The sequence below is a fragment of the Comamonas testosteroni genome (genome assembly GCF_030505195.1).
In the GTDB taxonomy this organism is placed as follows: Bacteria; Pseudomonadota; Gammaproteobacteria; order Burkholderiales; family Burkholderiaceae_C; genus Comamonas; species Comamonas testosteroni_G.
In genome coordinates this window covers 36,627-57,302 of sequence record NZ_CP129672.1, presented here as the reverse complement: position 1 = coordinate 57,302, position 20,676 = coordinate 36,627, and the positions used below count along the sequence as shown (strand labels likewise).

14 protein-coding genes and 1 pseudogene are annotated in these 20,676 nt (G+C 59.5%); 9 read left to right on the top strand and 6 right to left on the bottom strand.

What is annotated here, in order from left to right; translation table 11 throughout:
- Positions 1-41: 41 nt before the first annotated feature.
- Together QYQ99_RS00225 and QYQ99_RS00220 are read right to left on the bottom strand one after the other, a co-directional pair.
- Positions 42-695, bottom strand: a complete 654-nt coding sequence (locus tag QYQ99_RS00225; protein ID WP_003055354.1) for a response regulator transcription factor — start codon at positions 693-695, stop codon at positions 42-44.
- Complete coding sequence (locus QYQ99_RS00220) at positions 692-3,259, bottom strand: PAS domain-containing sensor histidine kinase (RefSeq protein WP_302090890.1); 2,568 nt, start codon at positions 3,257-3,259, stop codon at positions 692-694. The genes QYQ99_RS00225 and QYQ99_RS00220 overlap by 4 nt, the downstream gene beginning before the upstream one ends.
- Before the next feature lie 309 nt (positions 3,260-3,568).
- Here QYQ99_RS00220 and aceE point away from each other — a divergent pair, with 309 nt between their 5' ends.
- The 4 genes from aceE (at position 3,569) to lpdA (ending at position 10,923) form a co-directional block, all read left to right on the top strand.
- Entirely contained in the window at positions 3,569-6,283 is a 2,715-nt protein-coding gene (gene aceE, locus QYQ99_RS00215) for a pyruvate dehydrogenase (acetyl-transferring), homodimeric type (RefSeq protein ID WP_003079261.1), read from the top strand.
- Between the two features lie 18 nt (positions 6,284-6,301).
- A complete protein-coding gene (gene aceF, locus QYQ99_RS00210) occupies positions 6,302-7,996 on the top strand; it encodes a dihydrolipoyllysine-residue acetyltransferase (protein ID WP_302090889.1) in 1,695 nt (564 codons plus the stop codon).
- Positions 7,997-8,111: 115 nt separating this feature from the next.
- A complete protein-coding gene (locus QYQ99_RS00205) occupies positions 8,112-8,987 on the top strand; it encodes a hypothetical protein (RefSeq protein WP_302090888.1) in 876 nt (291 codons plus the stop codon).
- A 94-nt stretch (positions 8,988-9,081) separates the two neighbouring features.
- The gene (gene lpdA / locus QYQ99_RS00200; RefSeq protein ID WP_302090887.1) at positions 9,082-10,923 is read left to right on the top strand and encodes a dihydrolipoyl dehydrogenase; all 1,842 of its coding nucleotides are present in this window, start codon (positions 9,082-9,084) and stop codon (positions 10,921-10,923) included.
- A gap of 94 nt (positions 10,924-11,017) precedes the next feature.
- Here the strand turns inward: lpdA and QYQ99_RS00195 are convergent, their stop codons facing one another.
- Complete coding sequence (locus QYQ99_RS00195; RefSeq protein ID WP_302090476.1) at positions 11,018-12,238, bottom strand: ISL3 family transposase; 1,221 nt, start codon at positions 12,236-12,238, stop codon at positions 11,018-11,020.
- A 280-nt stretch (positions 12,239-12,518) separates the two neighbouring features.
- On the opposite strand from QYQ99_RS00195, the gene QYQ99_RS00190 reads away from it, so the two are divergent.
- The 3 genes and pseudogenes from QYQ99_RS00190 to QYQ99_RS00185 all read left to right on the top strand — a co-directional run bounded on the left by QYQ99_RS00190 (position 12,519) and on the right by QYQ99_RS00185 (position 15,084).
- Complete coding sequence (locus tag QYQ99_RS00190) at positions 12,519-12,995, top strand: GFA family protein (protein WP_302090886.1); 477 nt, start codon at positions 12,519-12,521, stop codon at positions 12,993-12,995.
- 502 nt (positions 12,996-13,497) lie between these two features.
- A pseudogene (locus QYQ99_RS28315) lies at positions 13,498-13,599 on the top strand (hypothetical protein); the annotation flags it as partial.
- Positions 13,600-13,653: 54 nt separating this feature from the next.
- The gene (locus tag QYQ99_RS00185; RefSeq protein WP_302090885.1) at positions 13,654-15,084 is read left to right on the top strand and encodes a tetratricopeptide repeat protein; all 1,431 of its coding nucleotides are present in this window, start codon (positions 13,654-13,656) and stop codon (positions 15,082-15,084) included.
- 141 nt (positions 15,085-15,225) lie between these two features.
- Here QYQ99_RS00185 and QYQ99_RS00180 read toward each other — a convergent pair whose 3' ends face one another.
- The 3 genes from QYQ99_RS00180 to QYQ99_RS00170 form a co-directional block, all read right to left on the bottom strand.
- Positions 15,226-16,596, bottom strand: a complete 1,371-nt coding sequence (locus QYQ99_RS00180; RefSeq protein WP_302090884.1) for an MFS transporter — start codon at positions 16,594-16,596, stop codon at positions 15,226-15,228.
- 762 nt (positions 16,597-17,358) lie between these two features.
- Complete coding sequence (locus tag QYQ99_RS00175) at positions 17,359-17,715, bottom strand: zinc ribbon domain-containing protein YjdM (RefSeq protein ID WP_046462443.1); 357 nt, start codon at positions 17,713-17,715, stop codon at positions 17,359-17,361.
- Between the two features lie 196 nt (positions 17,716-17,911).
- On the bottom strand, positions 17,912-18,823 hold the full coding sequence (locus QYQ99_RS00170) for a LysR family transcriptional regulator (RefSeq protein ID WP_302090883.1): 912 nt from the start codon (positions 18,821-18,823) through the stop codon (positions 17,912-17,914).
- Between the two features lie 88 nt (positions 18,824-18,911).
- On the opposite strand from QYQ99_RS00170, the gene QYQ99_RS00165 reads away from it, so the two are divergent.
- Entirely contained in the window at positions 18,912-20,270 is a 1,359-nt protein-coding gene (locus tag QYQ99_RS00165) for an MFS transporter (protein WP_302090882.1), read from the top strand.
- On the top strand, positions 20,267-20,668 hold the full coding sequence (locus QYQ99_RS00160) for a DUF4440 domain-containing protein (protein WP_302090881.1): 402 nt from the start codon (positions 20,267-20,269) through the stop codon (positions 20,666-20,668). Before QYQ99_RS00165 ends, QYQ99_RS00160 begins: the two co-directional genes overlap by 4 nt.
- Positions 20,669-20,676 lie beyond the last annotated feature (8 nt).

The following is a 20,676-nucleotide window of genomic DNA, read 5'->3' as shown; positions in this document are numbered from 1 at the left end:
TATCTCGCGATTGGAATGGCTTCCAATTTCGCGGGGAGCACTTAATTGACGGCAGCCGCCGCCTTGGCCGCAGCGCTGGTCTGGCCCTGGCCCAGTGCGATCTTGAGCAGGTCGGCCACGGTGTTGGCGTTGAGCTTTTCCATGATGTTTGCGCGGTGTGCTTCCACGGTCTTGATGGAGATGCCCAGATCGTCGGCGATCTGCTTGTTCAGGCGGCCGGCGACGATGCGCTCGAGCACCTGGGCTTCGCGGCCCGTGAGCTTGGCCAGCAGCGCATCGCGGCTGGCGGCCTGCTGGTGGCCGGTAAAGGCTTCGCGAGCATGATCCAGCATGCGCTCGACCAGACCCAGCAGCTCTTCTTCGTTGAAAGGCTTCTGGATGAAGTCCAGTGCGCCTTTCTTCATAGTGTTCACAGCCATGGGCACATCGCCGTGACCGGTGATGAAGACGATGGGCAGAGGAGACTTGCGCTCGATCAGTCGGTCCTGCAGTTCCAGGCCGGTCATGCCGCCCATGCGGATGTCGACGATCAGGCAGGCAACTTCACGGGGGTCGTAGCGCGACAAAAAGGTCTCGGCTGAGTCAAAGCAACGCACTCGGTAGTCTTTGCCTTCCAGCAGCCATTGCAGCGAATCACGGACTGCTTCGTCGTCGTCAACTACGTAAACAGTGCCTTTTTTGGGAATCAAACTCATGCAATCGTCCTCTTTATGGGTTCGCTTGTCGTGGTGAGTGTTGTCGTCTCCACACCCGTTGCCAACGGCAGCCAGAATGAGAACCGGCAACCAATGACTTCGCTTCCATTGTAGAGGTTCTCGGCATGCATTCGACCCTGATGTGATTCGACAATCGAGCGGCAAAGGTTCAGGCCTATGCCCATGCCTTCGCTCTTGGTGGAGAAGAAAGCTTCGAACAAGTGTTCCAACACTTCCGGCGGCAGGCCCTTGCCCGTGTCTTCCACGGTGAACTCCACACCCGGCAGGCTTTCATAGATCTGGGGGCGCACGCGCAGTTCCACATTGCGTTGACCCAGCGGGCGGTCGGACATATCAATCGACTCAGCACTGTTTTTCATCAAATTGATGAGAACCTGCTCGATAAGGATGGCATCGGCCATTACCGGCGGCATGCGTTCAGCAATATGCGAGGTCAACTGCACATTGCGGCGGCGCAACTCGATGCCGGCCAGCTCCAGAGCCTCACTCACCATCTCGCCTACCTGGGCCAGTGTGCGATTGGGCTCGCTCTTTTTTACAAAGGAGCGGATGCGCTGAATGATCTGTCCGGCACGCTGGGCCTGATGTGCCGTCTTTTCTAGCGCAAATTTCATCTGTTCCGGCGTGAGAGTGCCGTTTTCCAGGCGTGTCAGCATGCCCGAGCTGTAATTGCTGATGGCGGTCAGGGGCTGGTTGAGCTCGTGGGCCACGCTGGATGCCATCTCACCCATGGTGATGAGGCGGCTGGCGGACTGGGCTTTTTCGGCCTGTGCTGCCGCCTGCTCCTCGGCCAGGCGGCGCTGCGTGATGTCGGTGGCAATCACCATCTGGGCCAGACGGCCGTCCACCCAGCTCAGATAACGTGAGCGGACTTCCAGCCATTTGCCTAGGCTGGGCACGAAGATTTCGGCGTTCTCGCTGCGTGCGGCAGTCAGTGTGTCCGTGGGCAAGCCCATGAGGCCGTCCTCGTTCTCGGCTTCGGGCTGGTGGCGAATCGGCAGCTTGCCGGCCTGGGCCACCAGCTGCAGATGCCCTTCGGTGTGCGAGCCAAACCACTGGCGGTAGAGCTTGTTGGCAAACAGCAGCTCGGCACTGCCCAGAGGGGCCACGGAAACTGAGGCATCCAGCGCTTCCAGCACAATAGTGAAGCGCTCGTAAGAGGCGGAAAGCTGTTCGCGAATCCGGTTGGGTTCGGTAATGTCCGTCATGGATGACATCCACCCCGTATGCTGGCCATGGGCATCAATCAGCGGCGATACATACAGGCGAGCGTCAAACAGGCTACCGTTCTTGCGCTTCACACGAACCTGAAAGCCGCCGACTATGGTCTTGCCCGACAGCTCCTCACGCAGTTGGGAATGCAGATTGTCGTAGTCGTTATCGGGCCAGTAGGAATAAGGCGGAACCTGGCCGACCAGATCCTTCTCGCTCCAGCCCGTCATCTGGCAGAAGGCCGCGTTCACATAGGTGATGCGGCCGTGCAGATCCAGTGCTCGCATGCCGGTCAACACTGAATTTTCCATGGCGCGGCGGAAGTTGGTCTCGGCCACCAGGGCCTCCTGGGCACGCTGACGGCGGCGCGTGTGGCGCCAGGTGGCCAGCAGCAGCCATGCCGTCATGGCCGACAACGTGCCCACCAGCCAGAACAGGCCGCTGCCGACAACGCCCAGCGAAGTCTGATAGGCCTGGGCGCGCATCATCAGTGCCGTGCCCACGGGGGAGACGGGCACTTCGTATTCATTTGCAATGGCACGCCAGTGCAGCAACTCGGTAGGCGTCTTGCGCGGTGCCAGCGGAGTGCCGGCCAGCACATGGTTGTCGGCATCGCGCATGGTGATGGCGTAACGGGCCATCACTTCCGTGGGCGTGCCATAGCGCAGCAGGCTGTCGACCGAAAACTCGGCCAGCAGCTCGCCCTGGTAGCGGCTGTTGGCGCTGATGGGCACGTGCAGCTGCAGCAGTGGCGGCAACTCATTGGGCTGGGCTTTTTCCTGCACATAGATGGGCTGCAGCATCTCGCGGGCCTGTTCATAGGCTTGGAGGGTTTCGCCCTGATGCAGGCCTTCGCCAACGGCACGCAGCTGATCCGTGGCCACTGTGGGGGCGGACTGGCTGTACACAACCTGACGCTTGTCGTTGATCCAGGTGATGGATTGCAGCTCGGGGTACTGGCTGATCAACGCCTCGGTGTGGCCGTCAAAGTCGGCTTTGCGCATCTCGCGGTTGCCGATGTCCCGGGCCATGCGCATCAGTTGCTCCTGGCGCTCCAACAGGCGCAGGCGCACGCGCTGCTGGGCGTATTCCACATCGCGGCGCAGTGCCTCCTGCTCGCGATCCACTTCTTCCGTGCGCAAATACCAGAACGACGCAATGATTGCAGCCATGAACATCAGCACCGATGCCAGCGGCGCGAGCGCGGCATAGCGATCCTGCCGTGTCGGCGACAGGCTGCGCCACCAGCTACGCCACCAGCGTACAGGGGATGCAACGGATTGCGCGCTTTTTACGTCCTCTTTTTCTCGTTCGTGATTGCTTGTTTGCATGCCTCCAGTGTAGGGGAGAGACCTAGTGGAATCTGCGACTATTTCTGTCGCGTAAAAGACAATCTATAGAGGCTTCACTGTATGTGCATTTGCAGCATTTTTTTATATAGTGAAATCACAAAGCACAATTTGAAATTCAAAAAAAATGTGCGAAACTTGCCAGCGATCGACACAGTGAATCGGTTTAATCCGGGGAGCACCCGAAGGTGCTGTGCCATGCGTTATGCGGTGTGGCGCTTGCCGCACCCGGTTGACGCTGCACTCACTGCTTCGTGATAAAGCTACCCCCTCTCGAAGGAGACACTCACAATGACAGCTCAGACTGATCCCAAAGGCGCTGGCTTGCCTGCCGGCCTGGACCAACAAGAATCGCGCGAGTGGATGGACGCCCTCTCTGCGGTGATCGACCGCGAAGGTGCGGACTATGCCCACAAGCTGATTGAGGATCTGCTTGAACACGCTCGCCAGAACAGCGTGGACATGCCTTTCTCGGCCAATACCGGCTACGTGAACACCATCGAAGCTGACCAGGAAGCCAAGTGCCCTGGCAACCTCGAAATCGAAGGCCGTCTGCGCGCCTACATGCGCTGGAACGCCATGGCGATGGTGGTCAAGGCCAACCGCTTGCACCCCGCTGACGGTGGTGACCTGGGTGGTCACATCGGCTCCTTCGCATCGCTGGCCAATATGTTTGCGGCCGGCTTCAACCATTTCTGGCACGCCGAGAACGAAAACCACGGCGGCGACTGCCTGTACATCCAGGGTCACGTCTCGCCCGGCATCTACGCCCGCGCATACCTGGAAGGCCGTATCTCCGAAGAGCAACTGCTGAATTTCCGCCAGGAAGTGGACGGCAAGGGTCTGTCGAGCTACCCCCACCCCAAGCTGATGCCCGACTTCTGGCAGTTCCCCACGGTGTCCATGGGCTTGGGCCCGCTGATGGCCATCTACCAGGCTCGCTTCCTGAAGTACCTGCACGCCCGCGGCATTGCCAACACCGAAAACCGCAAGGTCTGGGTGTTCTGCGGCGACGGCGAAATGGACGAAGTGGAATCCCTGGGCGCGATCGGTCTGGCCGCTCGTGAAAAGCTGGACAACCTGGTCTTCGTCATCAACTGCAACCTGCAGCGCCTGGACGGCCCTGTGCGCGGCAACGGCAAGATCATCCAGGAACTGGAAGGTGAATTCCGCGGCTCTGGCTGGAACGTCATCAAGCTGATCTGGGGCAAGGGCTGGGACGAGCTGCTGGCCAAGGACAAGGACGGCGTGCTCAAGAAGATCATGATGGAGTGCAACGACGGCGACTATCAGGCCATGAAGGCCAACGATGGTGCCTACGTGCGCAAGCATTTCTTCGGCCGCGATCCCCGCGCTCTGAAGCTGGTCGAGCACATGTCCGACGACGAAATCTGGAATCTGCGCCGCGGTGGCCACGATTCGCAGAAGGTCTACGCTGCTTTCGCCGCTGCCAACACTGCCCAAGGTCAGCCTACCGTGCTGCTGGTCAAGACCGTCAAGGGCTTTGGCATGGGCAAGATTGGTGAAGGCAAGAACAACGTTCACCAGACCAAGAAGCTGAGCGACGAGGACATCAAGGCCTTCCGCGACCGTTTCAACATCCCAATTCCTGACAGCCAGATCGCTGACATCCCCTTCTACAAGCCGGCCGACGATACGCCGGAAATGAAGTACCTGCACGAGCGCCGCAAGGCTCTGGGTGGCTACCTGCCACACCGCCGTCAGGAAGCCGACGAGAAGTTCACTGCTCCTTCGCTGGACACCTTCAAGGCGATTCTGGAGCCCACACCCGAAGGCCGTGAAATCTCCACGACCCAGGCTTATGTGCGTTTCCTGACGCAGCTGCTGCGCGACAAGAACATCGGCCCCCGCGTGGTGCCCATCCTGGTGGACGAAGCCCGTACCTTCGGTATGGAAGGCCTGTTCCGTCAGATCGGTATCTACAACCCTGCTGGTCAGCAATACACCCCGGTCGACAAGGATCAGGTGATGTACTACCGCGAAGACAAGGCCGGTCAGATTCTGCAGGAAGGCATCAACGAAGCCGGCGGCATGTCCAGCTGGATCGCTGCAGCCACCAGCTACAGCCATAGCAACCGGGTCATGATCCCGTTCTATGTGTACTACTCGATGTTTGGCTTCCAGCGCATCGGCGACCTGGCCTGGGCAGCGGGCGACCTGCAAGCGCGCGGCTTCCTGCTGGGCGGCACTTCGGGTCGTACCACGCTCAACGGCGAAGGTCTGCAGCACGAAGACGGTCACAGCCACATCCTGGCCAACACCATCCCCAACTGCGTGTCCTATGACCCCACCTTCGCTCACGAAGTGGCAGTCATCATGCAAGACGGCCTGCGCCGCATGGTGCAGAACCAGGAAAACATCTTCTACTACATCACCCTGCTGAACGAGAACTATCCCATGCCAGGCCTGGAAGCCGGCACGGAAGAGCAGATTCTCAAGGGCATGTACATGGTCAAGCCTGGTCAGAAGGTTCCCGAGAGCGGTCTGCGCGTGCAACTGCTGGGCTCCGGCACCATCCTGCGCGAATCGTTTGCGGCGCAAGAGCTGCTGGAGCAGGACTGGGGCGTTGCTGCCGACGTCTGGAGTTGCCCATCGTTCAACGAACTGACCCGCGAAGGCCAGGACGTGGAGCGCTTCAACATGCTGCACCCCCTGGAAGCCGCCAAGGTTCCTTTCGTGACGCAACAGCTGGCTGGTCATGCAGGTCCGGTGGTCGCATCGACCGACTACATGAAGGCCTACGCCGAGCAGATCCGTCCTTTCATGCCCAAGGGCCGTACCTACAAGGTGCTGGGTACCGACGGCTTCGGCCGTTCGGACTTCCGCTCCAAGCTGCGCGAGCACTTCGAAGTCAACCGTCACTACATCGTCGTGGCTGCACTGCGCGGTCTGGCTGATGAAGGCAAGATCAACGCCACGACCGTGGCCGAAGCGATCAAGAAGTACGGTATCAACACCGACAAGATCAACCCGCTGTACGCCTAAGAACGGGAGATATCGAACATGGCATTGACAGACATCAAAGTCCCCGACATCGGCGACTTCTCCGAAGTTGGCGTGATCGAAGTGCTGGTCCAGGTGGGTGACACCATCAAGGTCGAGCAGTCCCTGCTGACCGTGGAGTCCGACAAGGCTTCCATGGAGATCCCTTCCAGCCACGCTGGCGTGGTCAAAGAGATCAAGGTCGCGTTGGGCGACAAGGTCAAGGAAGGCTCCGTGATCGTGGTGCTGGAAACCGCTGACGCGGCCCCTGCACCGGCTGCGGCTGCTCCAGCTCCCGTGGCTGCAGCACCTGCGCCCGTGGCCGCCGCTCCTGTGGCTGCTGCACCGGTTGCTTCTGTTGCATCCGCGCCTGCTGCCTCGTCCACCGTGGACCTGAAGATCCCCGATATCGGTGACTTCAAGGACGTAGCCGTGATTGAAATGCTGGTCAAGGTGGGCGACACCGTGGCCGTTGAGCAATCGCTGTTCACTGTCGAGTCCGACAAGGCTTCGATGGAAATTCCATCGCCCTCAGCCGGCACCATCACCGCGCTGAGCATCAAGCTCGGCGACACCGTCAACATCGGTGACGTGGTCGGTCAGATCACGGTGCGGGGCGCTGCGCCCGCTGCCGCTCCTGTGCAAGCTGCCGCCCCCGCGGCTGCACCCGCTCAGGCCGCTGCACCTGTGGCTGCTGCTCCTGTTGCCTCCGCCCCCGTGGCATCTGCTTCTGTGGCTGCTCCTGCGCACAATCCCACCGTGGCTCCCTCGGGTCAGCTGCCCCACGCATCACCTTCGGTGCGCAAGTTCGCTCGTGAACTGGGCGTTCCTCTGGCAGAAGTCAAGGGTTCAGGCAACAAGGGCCGCATCACGGCAGAAGATATCCAGTCCTTCACCAAGTCGGTGATGGCCGGTGCCGTGCAGACCCTGGCTCAGCAGGCTGTGGCTCCCAAGTCTTCCGGCGGCAACGTCGGCGTTCTGGAAGTGCTGGCCTGGCCCAAGGTCGACTTCGCCAAGTTTGGCGCTGTCGAGCGCAAGGAACTGTCGCGCATCAAGAAGATCTCAGGCGCCAACCTGCACCGCAACTGGGTGGTCATCCCTCACGTCACCAACAATGACGAGGCCGACATCACCGAGCTGGAAGCCTTCCGCGTTTCGACCAATGCCGAAAGCGCCAAGGCCAAGAGTGATGTCAAGGTGACGATGCTGGCTTTCGTGATCAAGGCCGTGGTGGCTGCGCTGAAGAAGTTCCCCGAGTTCAACGCATCTCTGGACGGCGACACCCTGGTCTACAAGCAGTACTTCAACATCGGTTTTGCCGCTGACACGCCGAACGGCCTTGTCGTTCCCGTGCTCAAGGACGCCGACAAGAAGGGCATTCTGCAGATCAGCCAGGAAATGGGCGAGCTGGCCAAGAAGGCCCGCGACGGCAAGCTGGGCGCTGCGGACATGCAAGGCGGTTGCTTCTCGATTTCGTCTCTGGGCGGCATCGGCGGCACCAACTTCACGCCCATCATCAATGCGCCTGAAGTCGCCATCCTGGGTCTGTCCAAGGGTGCCATGAAGCCTGTGTGGGACGGCAAGCAGTTCGTGCCGCGCCTGATGCTGCCTCTGTCGCTGTCGTACGACCACCGCGTCATCGACGGTGCAGCAGCCGCACGCTTCAACGCCTATTTGGGCGCTGTGCTGGCTGACTACCGCCGCATCCTGCTGTAAGCAGCTGACAGGCCAGCCGATTTTTAGCGAAATCGGCCTGTAGCGCTTATCTGAAATGCGCAAGCAGCTATCTTTTTAGATGCCTTGCGCTTCACCTTGCCAGCCCATGAGTGAGATGAAGAACCTGAGACAGCATCCCATCGAGCACCTGCGTGGCGTCATCCCCGGTATCCGGCCCTTTCCGGATGCGGCTGACGTCTTCGCCGAGCCGGTCGAGAAGTACGCACGGCATTTTCTGCCGCTAGTCAGCATCGACTTGGCGCTGCTCGACGATGCCTGGAGTGGGCCGATCCATCTCGTCGCTCCTTGCGAGCCCTACGAAGGGCAAGTCGGGGAGTGGGGCGGTCAGGAGTTTGGCAACGCGCTGCTCAAGCCTGACTGGCTGGCTTTCAAGCTCAACGAACAAGGCAGGTACGAGCTGCTGGGCGACTGGCGCTACTTCATGCTGGAGCAGGATAGGGCCGACTGGGCGGAAAAATCGCTCGACTGGCGCGAGGTGCGCACCCAGCATCGTGAACTGGTCAAACTGGGCGTGGAGCCGCCGTTTGAACTGTACCAAGAGTCCAAGTACTCATGGTGCGATGTGATGGAGCTGCATTACGCAATCCAGCACGCGGCATATGAGCAGGCCAGGCGGGACTTCCTGGCCCATGGCTGGAAGGCTGCGAACGAGTGGGATGATTTCACTGAGGTTGCCAAGCTGCCACTGTATGAGCCAGGCACCGATTGCTACGAAACCACCTCCGGGCGCTATCTGCTCGGCGTGCTGGGGGGGCCATCCTGGGGCGGCAACTGGAGCAATCTGACCAATGAGCTGCTGAGCGGTACCGGCACGGATGATGGTATTCACCCCATCCACCCAGAAACCGGCGCGCACTTCGAGTTCATCTGCAGTGCCAATGCCGATGCTTTTGCCGCAAGCGGCACCGAAACCCTGCTGTTCTACGAGCCTGAAAGCCGTACCGTATTGCTGACTTTTGACTGGAGCTAAGGCGTCAGCCGCCAGGCTTCAACCCGGAAATACCGTTTTCAGCTGCCCGAGCGAATCAGGCGGCACAGAGACAAAAACCAAGATAGGAGCGCATATGAGCCTCATCGATATCAAGGTGCCCAATATTGGCGACTTCGCCGAAGTGGGCGTGATCGAACTGCTGGTCAACCCCGGTGATACCGTGGCCGTGGACCAGTCCCTCATCACTGTGGAGAGCGACAAGGCCTCCATGGAGATTCCTTCCAGCCATGCTGGCGTCGTGAAGGAAATTAAGGTCAAGGTCGGCGACAAGGTTGCCGAAGGCTCCATCGTACTGTCGCTGGAAGCCGCAGGCGGTGCTGCCGCTCCTGCACAGGCTGCTGCAGCCCCTGCGCCCGCCGCAGCAGCTCCCGCACCTGTGGCCGCCCCCGTGGCTGCCGCTCCTGCCCCTGTGGCCAGCAACTTTGCCGGCACCGTGGACATGGACTGCGACGTGGTCGTCATCGGCGGTGGCCCTGGCGGCTACTCGGCAGCCTTCCGTGCAGCCGACCTGGGCTTGAAGGTCGTGCTGGTCGAGCGCTACGCCACCCTGGGCGGCGTATGCCTGAACGTGGGTTGCATTCCTTCCAAGGCTCTGCTGCATGTGGCTGCGGTCATGGACGAGGTCAAGCACCTGGAAGTGGCGGGCGTGAAGTTTGCCGCTCCTGAAGTGAACATCGACCAGCTGCGCGGCCACAAGGAAAAGGTCATCGGCAAGCTGACCGGCGGTCTGGGCCAGATGGCCAAGATGCGCAAGGTCACCGTCGTGCGCGGCTACGGCAACTTCGTTTCGGCCAACCACATCGAAGTCGAAGAAACCACCGGTTCCGGCCAGGAAAAGACCGGCAGCAAGAAGATCGTTCAGTTCAAGAACGCCATCATCGCTGCAGGCTCGCAAGCTGTGCATCTGCCCTTTATGCCCAAGGACCCCCGCGTAGTCGATTCCACCGGCGCCCTGGACCTGAAGGAAGTGCCCAAGCGCATGCTGATTCTGGGCGGCGGCATCATCGGCCTGGAAATGGGCACCGTCTACAGCACACTGGGCGCACGACTGGACGTGGTGGAAATGATGGACGGCCTGATGCAGGGCGCTGACCGCGATCTGGTCAAGGTCTGGCAGAAGATGAACGCGCCACGTTTCGACAACATCATGGTCAACACCAAGACAGTGGGGGCCGAAGCCACGCCTGAAGGCATCAAGGTCACGTTCGCACCTGCCAAGGATGGCGTCACCGTGCCCGAACCTCAGACCTATGACCTGGTTCTGCAAGCCGTGGGCCGCACGCCCAATGGCAAGAAGATCAGCGCCGAAAAGGCTGGCGTGGCCGTGACCGACCGCGGCTTCATCGACGTCGACATCCAGATGCGCACCAACGTGCCCAACATCTTCGCGATCGGCGACATCGTGGGTCAGCCCATGCTGGCGCACAAGGCCGTGCACGAAGCGCACGTCGCCGCTGAAGTCATCGCCGGCGAGCTGCAAGGCAACAAGGAACTGGCTTCCGCTGCATTCAACGCCCGCGTGATTCCTTCGGTCGCCTACACAGACCCCGAAGTGGCGTGGGTGGGTCTGACAGAAGATCAGGCCAAGGCACAAGGCATCAAGGTCAAGAAGGGCCTGTTCCCCTGGGCCGCCTCCGGCCGTGCCATCGCCAACGGCCGCGACGAAGGCTTTACCAAGCTGCTGTTTGACGACTCCCCCGAAGCCCACGGCCATGGCCGCATCCTGGGCGGCGGCATGGTCGGCACGCACGCGGGCGACATGATTGGTGAAATCGCCCTGGCCATTGAAATGGGTGCCGATACCGTGGACATCGGCAAGACCATCCACCCCCATCCAACCCTTGGCGAGTCCATCGGTATGGCGGCCGAAGTGGCGCACGGCTCCTGCACGGACGTGCCACCTGCGCGCAAGTAGGTGTAGAGATCAGGTCTCAGGACCTGTTCAAAAACAAAGGCAGCCTTCGGGCTGCCTTTTTTATTTTGATGGCTGCTTGCGCTTTAAATTTGGTTCATCGCGCATTACCGGGGAATGCTGCCCGAATCTTCAGAAAGAAGTAGTCCTGATCGCGGTAGCCATAGGCCCGGCGCTTGATGACCTTGATGGTGTTGTTGATGCCCTCCACAACACTTGTGTTCAACGGATGCCTGCATCGGGCGATGATCCCGTGCAGGTAGCTTTGCAAGCGCTGAGCGAAGGTGCTCAGTGCGGCAATGCCGCTTTGATGGGCTTGATCACACCAGTGCCGCCAGGCGCGATGCGCCCAAGTCGCACGACGGTAGAACCACAACTGTTTGAGCTCGTCGCGCAAGACGTATACCGTCATCAATGGTTGATTGGCCGCCAGCAGTTCCTTGAGTTGCACTGCTTGTTGAGGCTGCAGCTTGTTGCGATTGCGCAGCAGCAGCCAGCGGCTGGATTTGAGCACCTTACGTGCTGAGGGCTGTTGGCGCAGCAGGTTGGCCTGATCGACACGCACTCGGTCGATAACCTCCCGGCCATACTTGGCCACGACATGGAACAGGTCATAGACGATCTCGGCGTTAGGGCAGTGTGCCTTAATCTCCAGCTCGTAAGCCGTAGTCATGTCGATAGCAACTGCGCGAATGCGCTGGGCAACGCCAGCGGGCAACTGCTCGAAGAACTGGCGGGCCGTCTCGCGTGAGCGCCCTTGCCCCACCCACAGCACCTGCCGGCTGATGGGGTCGACGACGACTGTGGCGTAGCGATGGCCCTTGTGCAGCGCAAACTCGTCCATCGCCAGGTACTCGATCTGATCCCATTGCGGCTGCGCAGTGTTGGCCAGCAGCAAGGCTTTGTCGATGGACTTGACGGTGTGCCAGCCCAGATCGAAGAAGGCCGCTACCGCCTTGATGCTGCTGCTGCGAAGCAACTGGCTGCACGCCTGCGCCAGACGGTCTGTGACGCGCTGGTAGCGAACGAGCCAGCTGAGCTTCTCCAGGTGCGGGCCACCACAGCTATCGCACCACAGACGCCGACGCGGCACATGCAGCACCACCCTGTACTCGAACAGTACCAGATCGCGCACGCGCCATGTCGTGGTCTCATGGACTTGGCAGCACTGCGCACCGCAGCGCTCGCAATGCATGACGCTGGCCTGCGGCTTCAGATAAATCGACACGGTGCGGCTATCGCCCTGGGGCCACTGCACACGTTCAACCACGTAGCCCTCCCAGCCGCCAAGAGCCTGCAATAACTTCGAGTCCAGCATTTGATTTGTTCTCCGATGTCAGTGTCGTTGCCATCAGATTACAAAACGAACGGGCTTATCTCCACGAAATTCCTCGATGAACCTTAAATTTCCCGAGCGGGAAATATGTATTCAAATCAACTGCAACAAGTCAAAAATTTCCTGATCGGGAAATTTTCATAACTTCAAAACTTCATAGCTGCTTGCGCTTGATAAATATGCGCTTGAGCTTGATTTGACCGATATTGGATGCTGTTGATTTCAGTGCTCGCCTCAAAACCGCCCCTTGATGGAGACAACCATGCCTAGCTCTGGTCTCGATTTTTCCCAACCGCTCCAAGCAGCCTGCCACTGCGGCGCAGTGCGTTTTACCGTTCTTTTAAGCGACGGCCTGAACACCGTGCGGCGCTGCAATTGCTCGTTTTGCCGCATGCGCGGGGCCGTGGCGGTGTCGGCTGATTTGAGCGGAATCGAGGTGCTGCAGGGGCAGGACGCGCTGACGCTCTACCAGTTCAACACCGGGCAGGCCAAGCATTTCTTTTGCAAGCATTGCGGCATCTATACCTTCCATCAGCGACGCTCGTCGCCGCATCAGTACGGTGTGAATGTGGCTTGCATTTCGGGCATGAGCCCGTTTGACTTTGCCGAGGTGGTGGTGAGCGAGGGGCGCTCGCACCCCAACGACCGCAGCGCAGGCGCTGCTGGAGGCAAGTCTGTGGCGGCAGGCTGGCTGCGTTATGAGGCCAATCCGTTTACCGAGGCACAGCTCAAAGAGTAAATCTAATAGCAATAAGAACTTACTAAATAAATGCCAGAGGTCTTTTTTGCTGAACTTCAGTGTCTGATGGTTATTGGCTGAGTCTCAGCGGAGTTTGAGGCGTTCATTGAAAGATAAAACTCTTCTGAATCCTAAATTGAGGTAAGTGATAGGGGCCGCTGATAGATCCTCTTGTTTGCAGAGGTCCAGAAAAGCTGGGAAGGCTTTGATGTAGTCCTGCTTTTTCTTTTGCGAGTGACCCCCTGCACAGCAAGTGCATCGTTGGCATTCATGAGGATGGGTATTGCTGAATTTTAAGAATTACCTGATTTCTTTCCGTTTGCTTCACAGATATAAGGTCGATTGCAGCCATCCGTCTTTCTAGACAAGCATGGCATTGAAATGCCTGTACTTCCCTGACCCTTAGCAGCAACCCGGCCTTGCACTACAGCAACCAGCCGCGCCGACACCTCTGCCCCAGCTTGGGGCATCAAATCAAAAATGTACTTTGGACCTTGCCAATATGCTAAGCCGTCTCCTTAGACTCTTTGGGAAAAATGACAGAAATGCTGAAGCGCAGTATCAACTCGGTCGTAGATACGAGGACGGGAATGGCGTTGCACAGGACTATGCCAAGGCCGTGACTTGGTATCGCAAAGCGTCCAGGAAAGGCCACGCTATGTCCCAGCATGCTCTTGGCTCAATGTATATGCATGGTTTGGGCATAGCTAAGGACGATGCACAAGCGGTGGCGTGGTGGCGCAAGGCCGCGGAACAGGGCGACGTTGCAGCTCAGTCCGATCTCGGGTACGTGTATTCAACAGGCCAAGGTGTGCCCCAAAGCGATGCCCTGGCCGCAACTTGGTGGCAGAAAGCCGCGGACCAGGGACTTCCCATCGCTCAGAGCTGGCTTGGTGGCGTCTATGAAGCAGGGCGAGGAGTTGGCCAAGATGATGTGCAGGCCGTAGGCTGGTGGCGTAAAGCCGCTGAGCAAGGGCACGTCATAGCACAGATCAATCTCGCCGGAATGTTGAGGCTGGGTAGGGGGGTGAGGCAGGACGATGCTCAAGCCGTGGCCTGGTGGCGCAAGGCCGCAGAACAAGGTAATGCGGAGGCGCAAACCAATCTCGCCAATATGTACGCGACAGGGCTAGGCGTTGACCGGGATGACGTTCAAGCCCTGCTCTTGTGGCGTAGAGCAGCCGAGCAAGGCGACCCAGTCGCCCAGGCGAGTCTTGCTGCTTGCTACGTACAGGGCGAAGGTGTGACCCAGGACGAAGCCCAGGCCGCAGTGTGGTGGCGCAAAGCGGCGGAGCAAGGACATGCTGTTTCTCAAGCGAATCTAGGCTCCTTGTACATGGATGGTCGCGGCGTTGCGAAAGACGAAGAACAAGCCGTTGCTTGGTGGCGTAAAGCTGCAGCACAGGGCAACAAGCTAGCCCAATCCAATCTTGATGCCTTGCATACTCTTCAGCAGGGCGATGTGACCGAAGCCGTCGAATGGTTGCGCCGTGCCTGCGAACCAGGCGATACCGAAGCCAAGGGCGTATTAGCGTTCGGCGAGCGGCTTCCTGCCATAGGTGGAATTGAATCGCTGGTGTTGGACGGAGTAATTTATTTTTTTGGATTCGACTTTCGTAGCGACTTAGTGCTTTCGCGGTTGTTCGATGATGTGGACGCGATGGCATCGTATGCCAGCCTGCATATGCTTCAATCAGATGGAAAGCACGATGTAGCCTATTGGCGAGAGTTGGCTTACGAGGCTATTGGGGAATCAGCGCTGTCACTCAGCCTCGAAAGTCGGACCTTTTCCAGGCATGACCTGATGTTGACGTTCCAGAGTTTGTCCCACGCATGTCAGAGTAATTCGACGGTGCCAGGCTTTTCAATCGAATATCACTTGCTTTATCTCCTTGAATCGGCGAGCGGGTGGGAGGCGGATATGGGAAATATCGAGGCAGATATTTGCATCATTGCAGGTGATAGTCCTTTGACAGAAGGCGAGAGCGTTTCCCAGGTCGCACAACGCGTGCAAGTACTGCTGAAAGAACTGATCAGCCACGCGCCCGGGAATTGGCGGGAGTTGTTCACCGTTTTGTCTCCGGAATAGGCATTTGCAAAAACCAAAGCTTTCCGCGCAGGCATATCCTCAGCGAGCCGACCTGTTGTCAACGACCGCTGCGAAGGTCGGCCGATAGTCGGAGCTTTCCAGCACGGCTTTCACCTGGTGGACTCCTCCCTAAAGCATGGCTCAGCCCCGCCTGGTCTTTGCGCCGCGCAACGTCACCATCAGCACCAGTGCCGAGAGGATCAGCATGACCAGCACCAGATAGATGCTGTAGTGCTTGTTGCCTGTGTATTGCGTCAGCAGGCCGGCCAGTGTGGGGCTGGCGGCCGAGCCCAGGTTGCCCAGGCTGCTGATGAGCGCTATGCCGCCGGCGGCCACGGCCGGTGACAGATAGTCGCTGACCAGGGCAAAGAACAGCGGGGGCAGGGCCGCCAGACCGATTAGCGTGAAGGCCAGGGCAATCAGCGAACCCTCAAGATGGCCGTGCATCTGCAGGGCAGCGATCAGGCCGGCAATGGCCATGCCGGTGGCGATGAACAAATGCCAGCGTCGATCGCGGAACCGGTCGGAGCTGGCACCGAAGGCAATCATGCCGAAGAAGCCCGCAACAAAGGGAATGGCCGAATAGATGCCGACATGCAGCACGTCCTGCACTCCCAGGCCCTGAATCACGGTGGGCATCCAGAAGACAAACAGATAGGTGGCACCGTGCATCATGAAATACACCAGTGACAGGGCATAGACCTTTGGGTCGCGCAGCAACTGGCCCATAGTGGCGCTGCTGTGGGCCGCCTTGTGCCCGTGTCCGCCATGGTGAGCAACTTGGCAGCTGTCGTTGGCGATGTTGTGTTGCAGGCGCCCTTTTTCGGTGTCTGTCAGCCATCCGGCGTCGCTCGGCTTGTCCTGCAGATAGAAGTAGAGGATCAGACCCAGAATGCAGGCGGGAGGGCCCTGGATGAGAAACAACCACTGCCAGCCATGCAGACCGTCGATGCCATCCATATATTTGAGAATGGCGCCGCATAACGGGCCGGCCGCAATCGCTATGGCCATGACGGCAGAGAGAAAGATGGAGATCACGCGGCCGCGGCGTGCCGAGGGGTACCAGTAGGTGAAGTACAGAATCACGCCGGGAAAGAAGCCGGCTTCGAAGGCACCGAGCAGAAAGCGCGCGACATAGAACTGCATGGGAGTGGAGACCCAGGCCATTGCCGTGGCGATGACGCCCCAGGCCAGCATGATGCGCATCAGCGTTTTGCGTGTGCCTATCTTCTCCAGCAGCAGATTGCTGGGCACTTCAAACAGAAAGTAGCCGATGAAGAACAGGCCTGCGCCAAAGCCGTAGGCGGCGTCGCCGAAATCCAGCGTCTGCTTCATCTGGATCTGGGCGTAGCCGATGTTGATGCGGTCCAGGTAGGCGACCATATAGCAGATCAGCAGCAGGGGCAGCAGCCGCCAACTGACCTTGGCATACAGCGCGTTGTCTGCATCGATGCCATGGCTGGTGTCCTGCCTGGGCGTTGCACCCGAAATGGTCGTCGCTCTTGGGGTCATGCTTGTCTCTTGGAAGTTGGTATGGGGCACGGGCAGGATCCCTGCTGCATGAGTTGCAAGCATCACGACGTAGAGGCTGCAAGCCGCGGTGCTAGGGCTAGGCAGGGCTTTTTGTTGTCTTGATGCCGGGGGGAGCTGCGCAGGCCAACAGCGTCAAGCCTGTGATGCATAGACTGCCAAGTCTTTGTGCCAGGACCTCTACAGGCCAGTGCGGTGACTGTGACCAGTGATTGGTTTGCTTGCCTTCGAGTTGCCGGTTCATTTCCTGCTAATGCCCTTCATGGCCTGGACCTGGCTGCGCACGGGGTATGCATCAGTCTGTCTTGATCTCTGCAGGGGCAGAAATCAAGGAGTTCGAGGGGCAATGTAGGGCCGGTGCCCTGAATGGACTTAACGCATGCCGCAATTTAATTGCCAGATCATGACATCCGAGGGTAAGCCTTAGGGTCGGCCCTGCCATGGCAAGGCGGCGGAAGAGGCGGCAGTTTTGTGCGGCGATGGCGTGCGCCATCGAAAGCCATGCCGCCCTGAGCTTGTAGTTGCACGGGGACAGACAGCCGTTTCATTTGCGGATGGCGGATGTGGCTGAGTCTGTTTTTGGTAACGGCCAGCGCTTTGGGATCAGGGCAGAGGCTGGTCGGGCTTTTATTTGCACAAGCGGGTTGCCAGAGCTTTTGAGCCGCCCCATTGTGTAAGCGGATACGCCCGGCATGGCTCCGGGCGTTGGGTGGATCGCTGGGTTCAGCGATGGGGAGTGCCGCGTCAGGCCTTTTTCAGAAACTCGGATTTAAGAATGAATGGACCCTGATCCGTCTTGCAGTCCACGTCATGGTCGCCGTTGTCATAGACCAGGCGAATGCCTTTGATCTTGGTGCCTTTTTTGATGACGGTAGAGGAACCTTTGACCTTCAGGTCCTTGACCAGCAGCACGCTGTCGCCGTCGGCCAGCGGCGTGCCGTTGGCATCCTTGATGATGCGGGGGCCGTTGTCTTCATCGGCAATGGTTTCTGCATGGGCCGACCATTCATGGGCGCAATCGGGGCAGATCAGCAGATCGCCATCGGGATAGGTGTTGTCCAGACCGCATTGGGGGCAAGAGGGGAGGGTGGCTGTGCTCAAGGATTCGCTTCCGTTCAAAGAGTAAGCACCAAGCCTAGCTGCTAAACAGTAGTGTCCCGGATTGGTGCGGATTGCAAGACGGCCACGCCCGAGGCTAGGGCGCAGCCGCATGGCATGAATTTTATGTTTTTGATAGCTGCTGGCGCTTTCTGGGTAAGCGTCAGAGGTTGTTTTGTCTTGAGTTTTTTGTGGGCAATCAACACACCAGATGCTCGGCCAGAAAGTCGATGAACACCCGTGTCTTGCGCGGCAGGTGGCGGCTGCCGGGGAAGACCAGATGAATCGACTGATTGGGCAGGGCGTACTCGGGCAGCACGCGCTGCAGCTGGCCGCTGCGCACATCGTCCTGCACCAGCCAGTCGGGCAGCACGGCGACACCCAGGCCCGCCAGTGCCAGCGCCCGAATCGTGCTCGATGAATTGGACTGGTGGGCGGTGCGGCCCTGCACCTCGGTCTGCTGGCCCTGTGCGCCTTCCAGCACCCAGTGCGTGGGGCTGTCCAGATTACTGTTGGCAATCCAGGGCAGATCGGCCAGGTCTTGCGGCCGCTGCACGGCTTGCAGGCCAGTCAACTGGGGCGATGCGACCAGCCAGATTTCATAATCTGCCAGCTTGCGGCTTTTGAGGCTGGAATCGGCCAGGCTGCCCAGGCGTACAACCAGGTCGAGCTTTTCGGCTACCAGGTCACTGAGCGAGGAATTGGCATCGTGGCTGATGGCAATGCCTGGGTAGCGCTGCACAAACTGCGGGATCAGCGGCAGCACATAGCGCTCGCCAAACTCGGCCGTGGTGCTGATGCGTAACTGCCCGCGCAGGCGGCGGCTGCCGTGCTGGGCATTGTCAAATGCAGCTTCGATATGGCCGAAGATCTGCTTGAACTCGTCATAGAACTGCTGGCCGCTTTCCGTCAATGCCACCGACCGCGTGCTGCGCACCAGCAAGGTAATGGACAGGGCTTCTTCCAGCGCCTTTACATGCAAGCTGGCCATGGCTTTGCTGATGTTCAGGTAGTCGGCGGCCTTGGTGAAGCTGCCCAGTTCCACCACGGCCAGAAAAGTCTGCACGCGGTGAAGCTGGGTGTGGATGGCAGTGCTTGTGGTGGCGGCCATTGTTCAGTTTGATCAAACAAAGTATCAAGCATAGCGGTATCGACGCGGGCAACTGCGCTGCCTACTATGTGCAGCTCAAAGGAAAGACATGAGCTACCGTTACCGCATTGCCCTGGTGTTTTTGACCGGGTTTTTTATCGACTGCATCAATATCTTCATGCCTGCAGTCGCCTTGCCACGCCTGGCTGCCGAGTTCGAGACAGCCAGCCTGGACACCGCCTGGGTGGGAAATGCCTACATCCTGGGCCTGACCTTGGTGATTCCCATCAGCACGTGGCTGGCCGGCCGCTGGGGCGCGCGGCGTTTGCTGGCAGTTTCCATGCTGGTGTTTGCACTGGCTGTGGCGGCTTGCGGCATGGCAGGCAGTTTTACGGCCGTGGTGGTTTGGCGCTTCGTGCAGGGAATGGCCGGCGGGCTGCTGATTCCTGTGGGGCAGGCCATGGCCTTTGCCTTGTTTCAGGGGGCGGAGCGTGCACGCATCTCCACCCTTGTCATGGCCGTGGCCCTGATTGCACCGGCTTTGTCACCGGGACTGGGCGGGCTGATTGTGGACAGCAGTTCCTGGCGCTGGGTGTTTTTTGCCAATATTCCATTGGCCCTGGCTGCCGCGCTGCTGGCCTGGTGCTGGGTGCGCGATTCGGCAGAGTCATTCGAGCCGTCGGTTGCTGTCAAGCCCGATATGACCGGACTGCTGCTGATCGGTACGGCACTGACTGCTGTGCTCATGGGCATGTCGCTGTACGGTGCAGGCCGTGGCCGGGTTCGGGCGCTGCTGTGTCTTGCGCTGGGTCTGGCAGCCAGCGCGCTCTATCTGCGCCACTGGCGCAAAGCGGCAGACCCGGTGGTCGAGCTGCGCCTGCTGCGCAGCTCACGCCTGCGGGTGTCCATGGCCGTGTACTACGCCGTGCCCGGCGTGTTTACCGGTGTCAATCTGCTGAGCCTGTTTTTTCTGCAGGACCTGCTGGCACTGAGCGCCCAGCGCTCGGGCATGTTCATGCTGGTCTATGCCGGCGGCGCGCTGCTGGCCATGCTGATGTGTGGCCGCATTTACAACCGCGTGGGGGCGAGGCCGCTGTTTGTGGTCAGTCTGCTGCTGCACAGCCTGGGTATTGCCTGCTTGATGGCAGTGAACAGCGCGGGCGATCTGCTAACCCTGGTGCTGGCCTATGCCCTGATGGGCCTGGGCGGCGGTCTGGCTGCCAATGCCGCGCAAACCACGGCGCTGATGGATTTTCACGGCTCGAAACTGCCCCAGGCCAGCGTGGTCTGGAACATCAACCGCCAGATGGCATTCAGCGTGGGCGCGGCCCTGTTTTTGATGATCTTCAACCTGCTGCAGCCGCATACCGGTGCGCTGGCGGCCTATCACGCAAGCTTCGCCGTCGCCGCCCTGGTTGGGCTGCTGCCGCTGACCTGTTTACACAGCTTGAAAAAAAGCCAGGCATGAACGACCAGAACCTCAAAGCTGCCGCACAAAGCATTAACGATGTGCATGCGCTGATCCAGACCGTTTTTACTCAAAAGGGCGAAGCCGCCCAAGCCGCTATCAAGGCGCTGATGCAGGTGTTTGCCGAAGGCTTCAGCATGGTCACCACAGGCGGCCGGATCGTGACGCGTGCCCAGATACAGCAGATGTTTGAGGGCGCTGCTGGCGCCAGGCCCGGTTTGCAGATGGTGGTGGATGAGCTGACAACCATCTGGCAGGCGGGCTCACATGTCGCGCTGCGCTACCGCGAAACACATATGCTGGCCGGCGTTAGCCATGCGCGCTATTCCACGGCGATTCTGGAAGTCGCAGCTGGCGGCGTGCTGTGGCATGCGCTGCACGAGACAGCTATTGCTTGATCTTGAAT

What these genes read in the sequence shown, in the direction of transcription:
- aceF (WP_302090889.1), top strand. Translation starts at nt 6,302, where the DNA reads ATGGCATTGACAGACATCAAAGTCCCCGACATCGGCGACTTCTCCGAA.
- QYQ99_RS00165 (WP_302090882.1), top strand. Translation starts at nt 18,912, where the DNA reads ATGAGCTACCGTTACCGCATTGCCCTGGTGTTTTTGACCGGGTTTTTT.
- QYQ99_RS00205 (WP_302090888.1), top strand. Translation starts at nt 8,112, where the DNA reads ATGAAGAACCTGAGACAGCATCCCATCGAGCACCTGCGTGGCGTCATC.
- QYQ99_RS00225 (WP_003055354.1), bottom strand. Translation starts at nt 695, where the DNA reads ATGAGTTTGATTCCCAAAAAAGGCACTGTTTACGTAGTTGACGACGAC.
- QYQ99_RS00195 (WP_302090476.1), bottom strand. Translation starts at nt 12,238, where the DNA reads ATGCTGGACTCGAAGTTATTGCAGGCTCTTGGCGGCTGGGAGGGCTAC.
- lpdA (WP_302090887.1), top strand. Translation starts at nt 9,082, where the DNA reads ATGAGCCTCATCGATATCAAGGTGCCCAATATTGGCGACTTCGCCGAA.
- QYQ99_RS00190 (WP_302090886.1), top strand. Translation starts at nt 12,519, where the DNA reads ATGCCTAGCTCTGGTCTCGATTTTTCCCAACCGCTCCAAGCAGCCTGC.
- QYQ99_RS00170 (WP_302090883.1), bottom strand. Translation starts at nt 18,823, where the DNA reads ATGGCCGCCACCACAAGCACTGCCATCCACACCCAGCTTCACCGCGTG.
- QYQ99_RS00185 (WP_302090885.1), top strand. Translation starts at nt 13,654, where the DNA reads ATGTCCCAGCATGCTCTTGGCTCAATGTATATGCATGGTTTGGGCATA.
- QYQ99_RS00180 (WP_302090884.1), bottom strand. Translation starts at nt 16,596, where the DNA reads ATGACCCCAAGAGCGACGACCATTTCGGGTGCAACGCCCAGGCAGGAC.
- aceE (WP_003079261.1), top strand. Translation starts at nt 3,569, where the DNA reads ATGACAGCTCAGACTGATCCCAAAGGCGCTGGCTTGCCTGCCGGCCTG.
- QYQ99_RS00160 (WP_302090881.1), top strand. Translation starts at nt 20,267, where the DNA reads ATGAACGACCAGAACCTCAAAGCTGCCGCACAAAGCATTAACGATGTG.
- QYQ99_RS00220 (WP_302090890.1), bottom strand. Translation starts at nt 3,259, where the DNA reads ATGCAAACAAGCAATCACGAACGAGAAAAAGAGGACGTAAAAAGCGCG.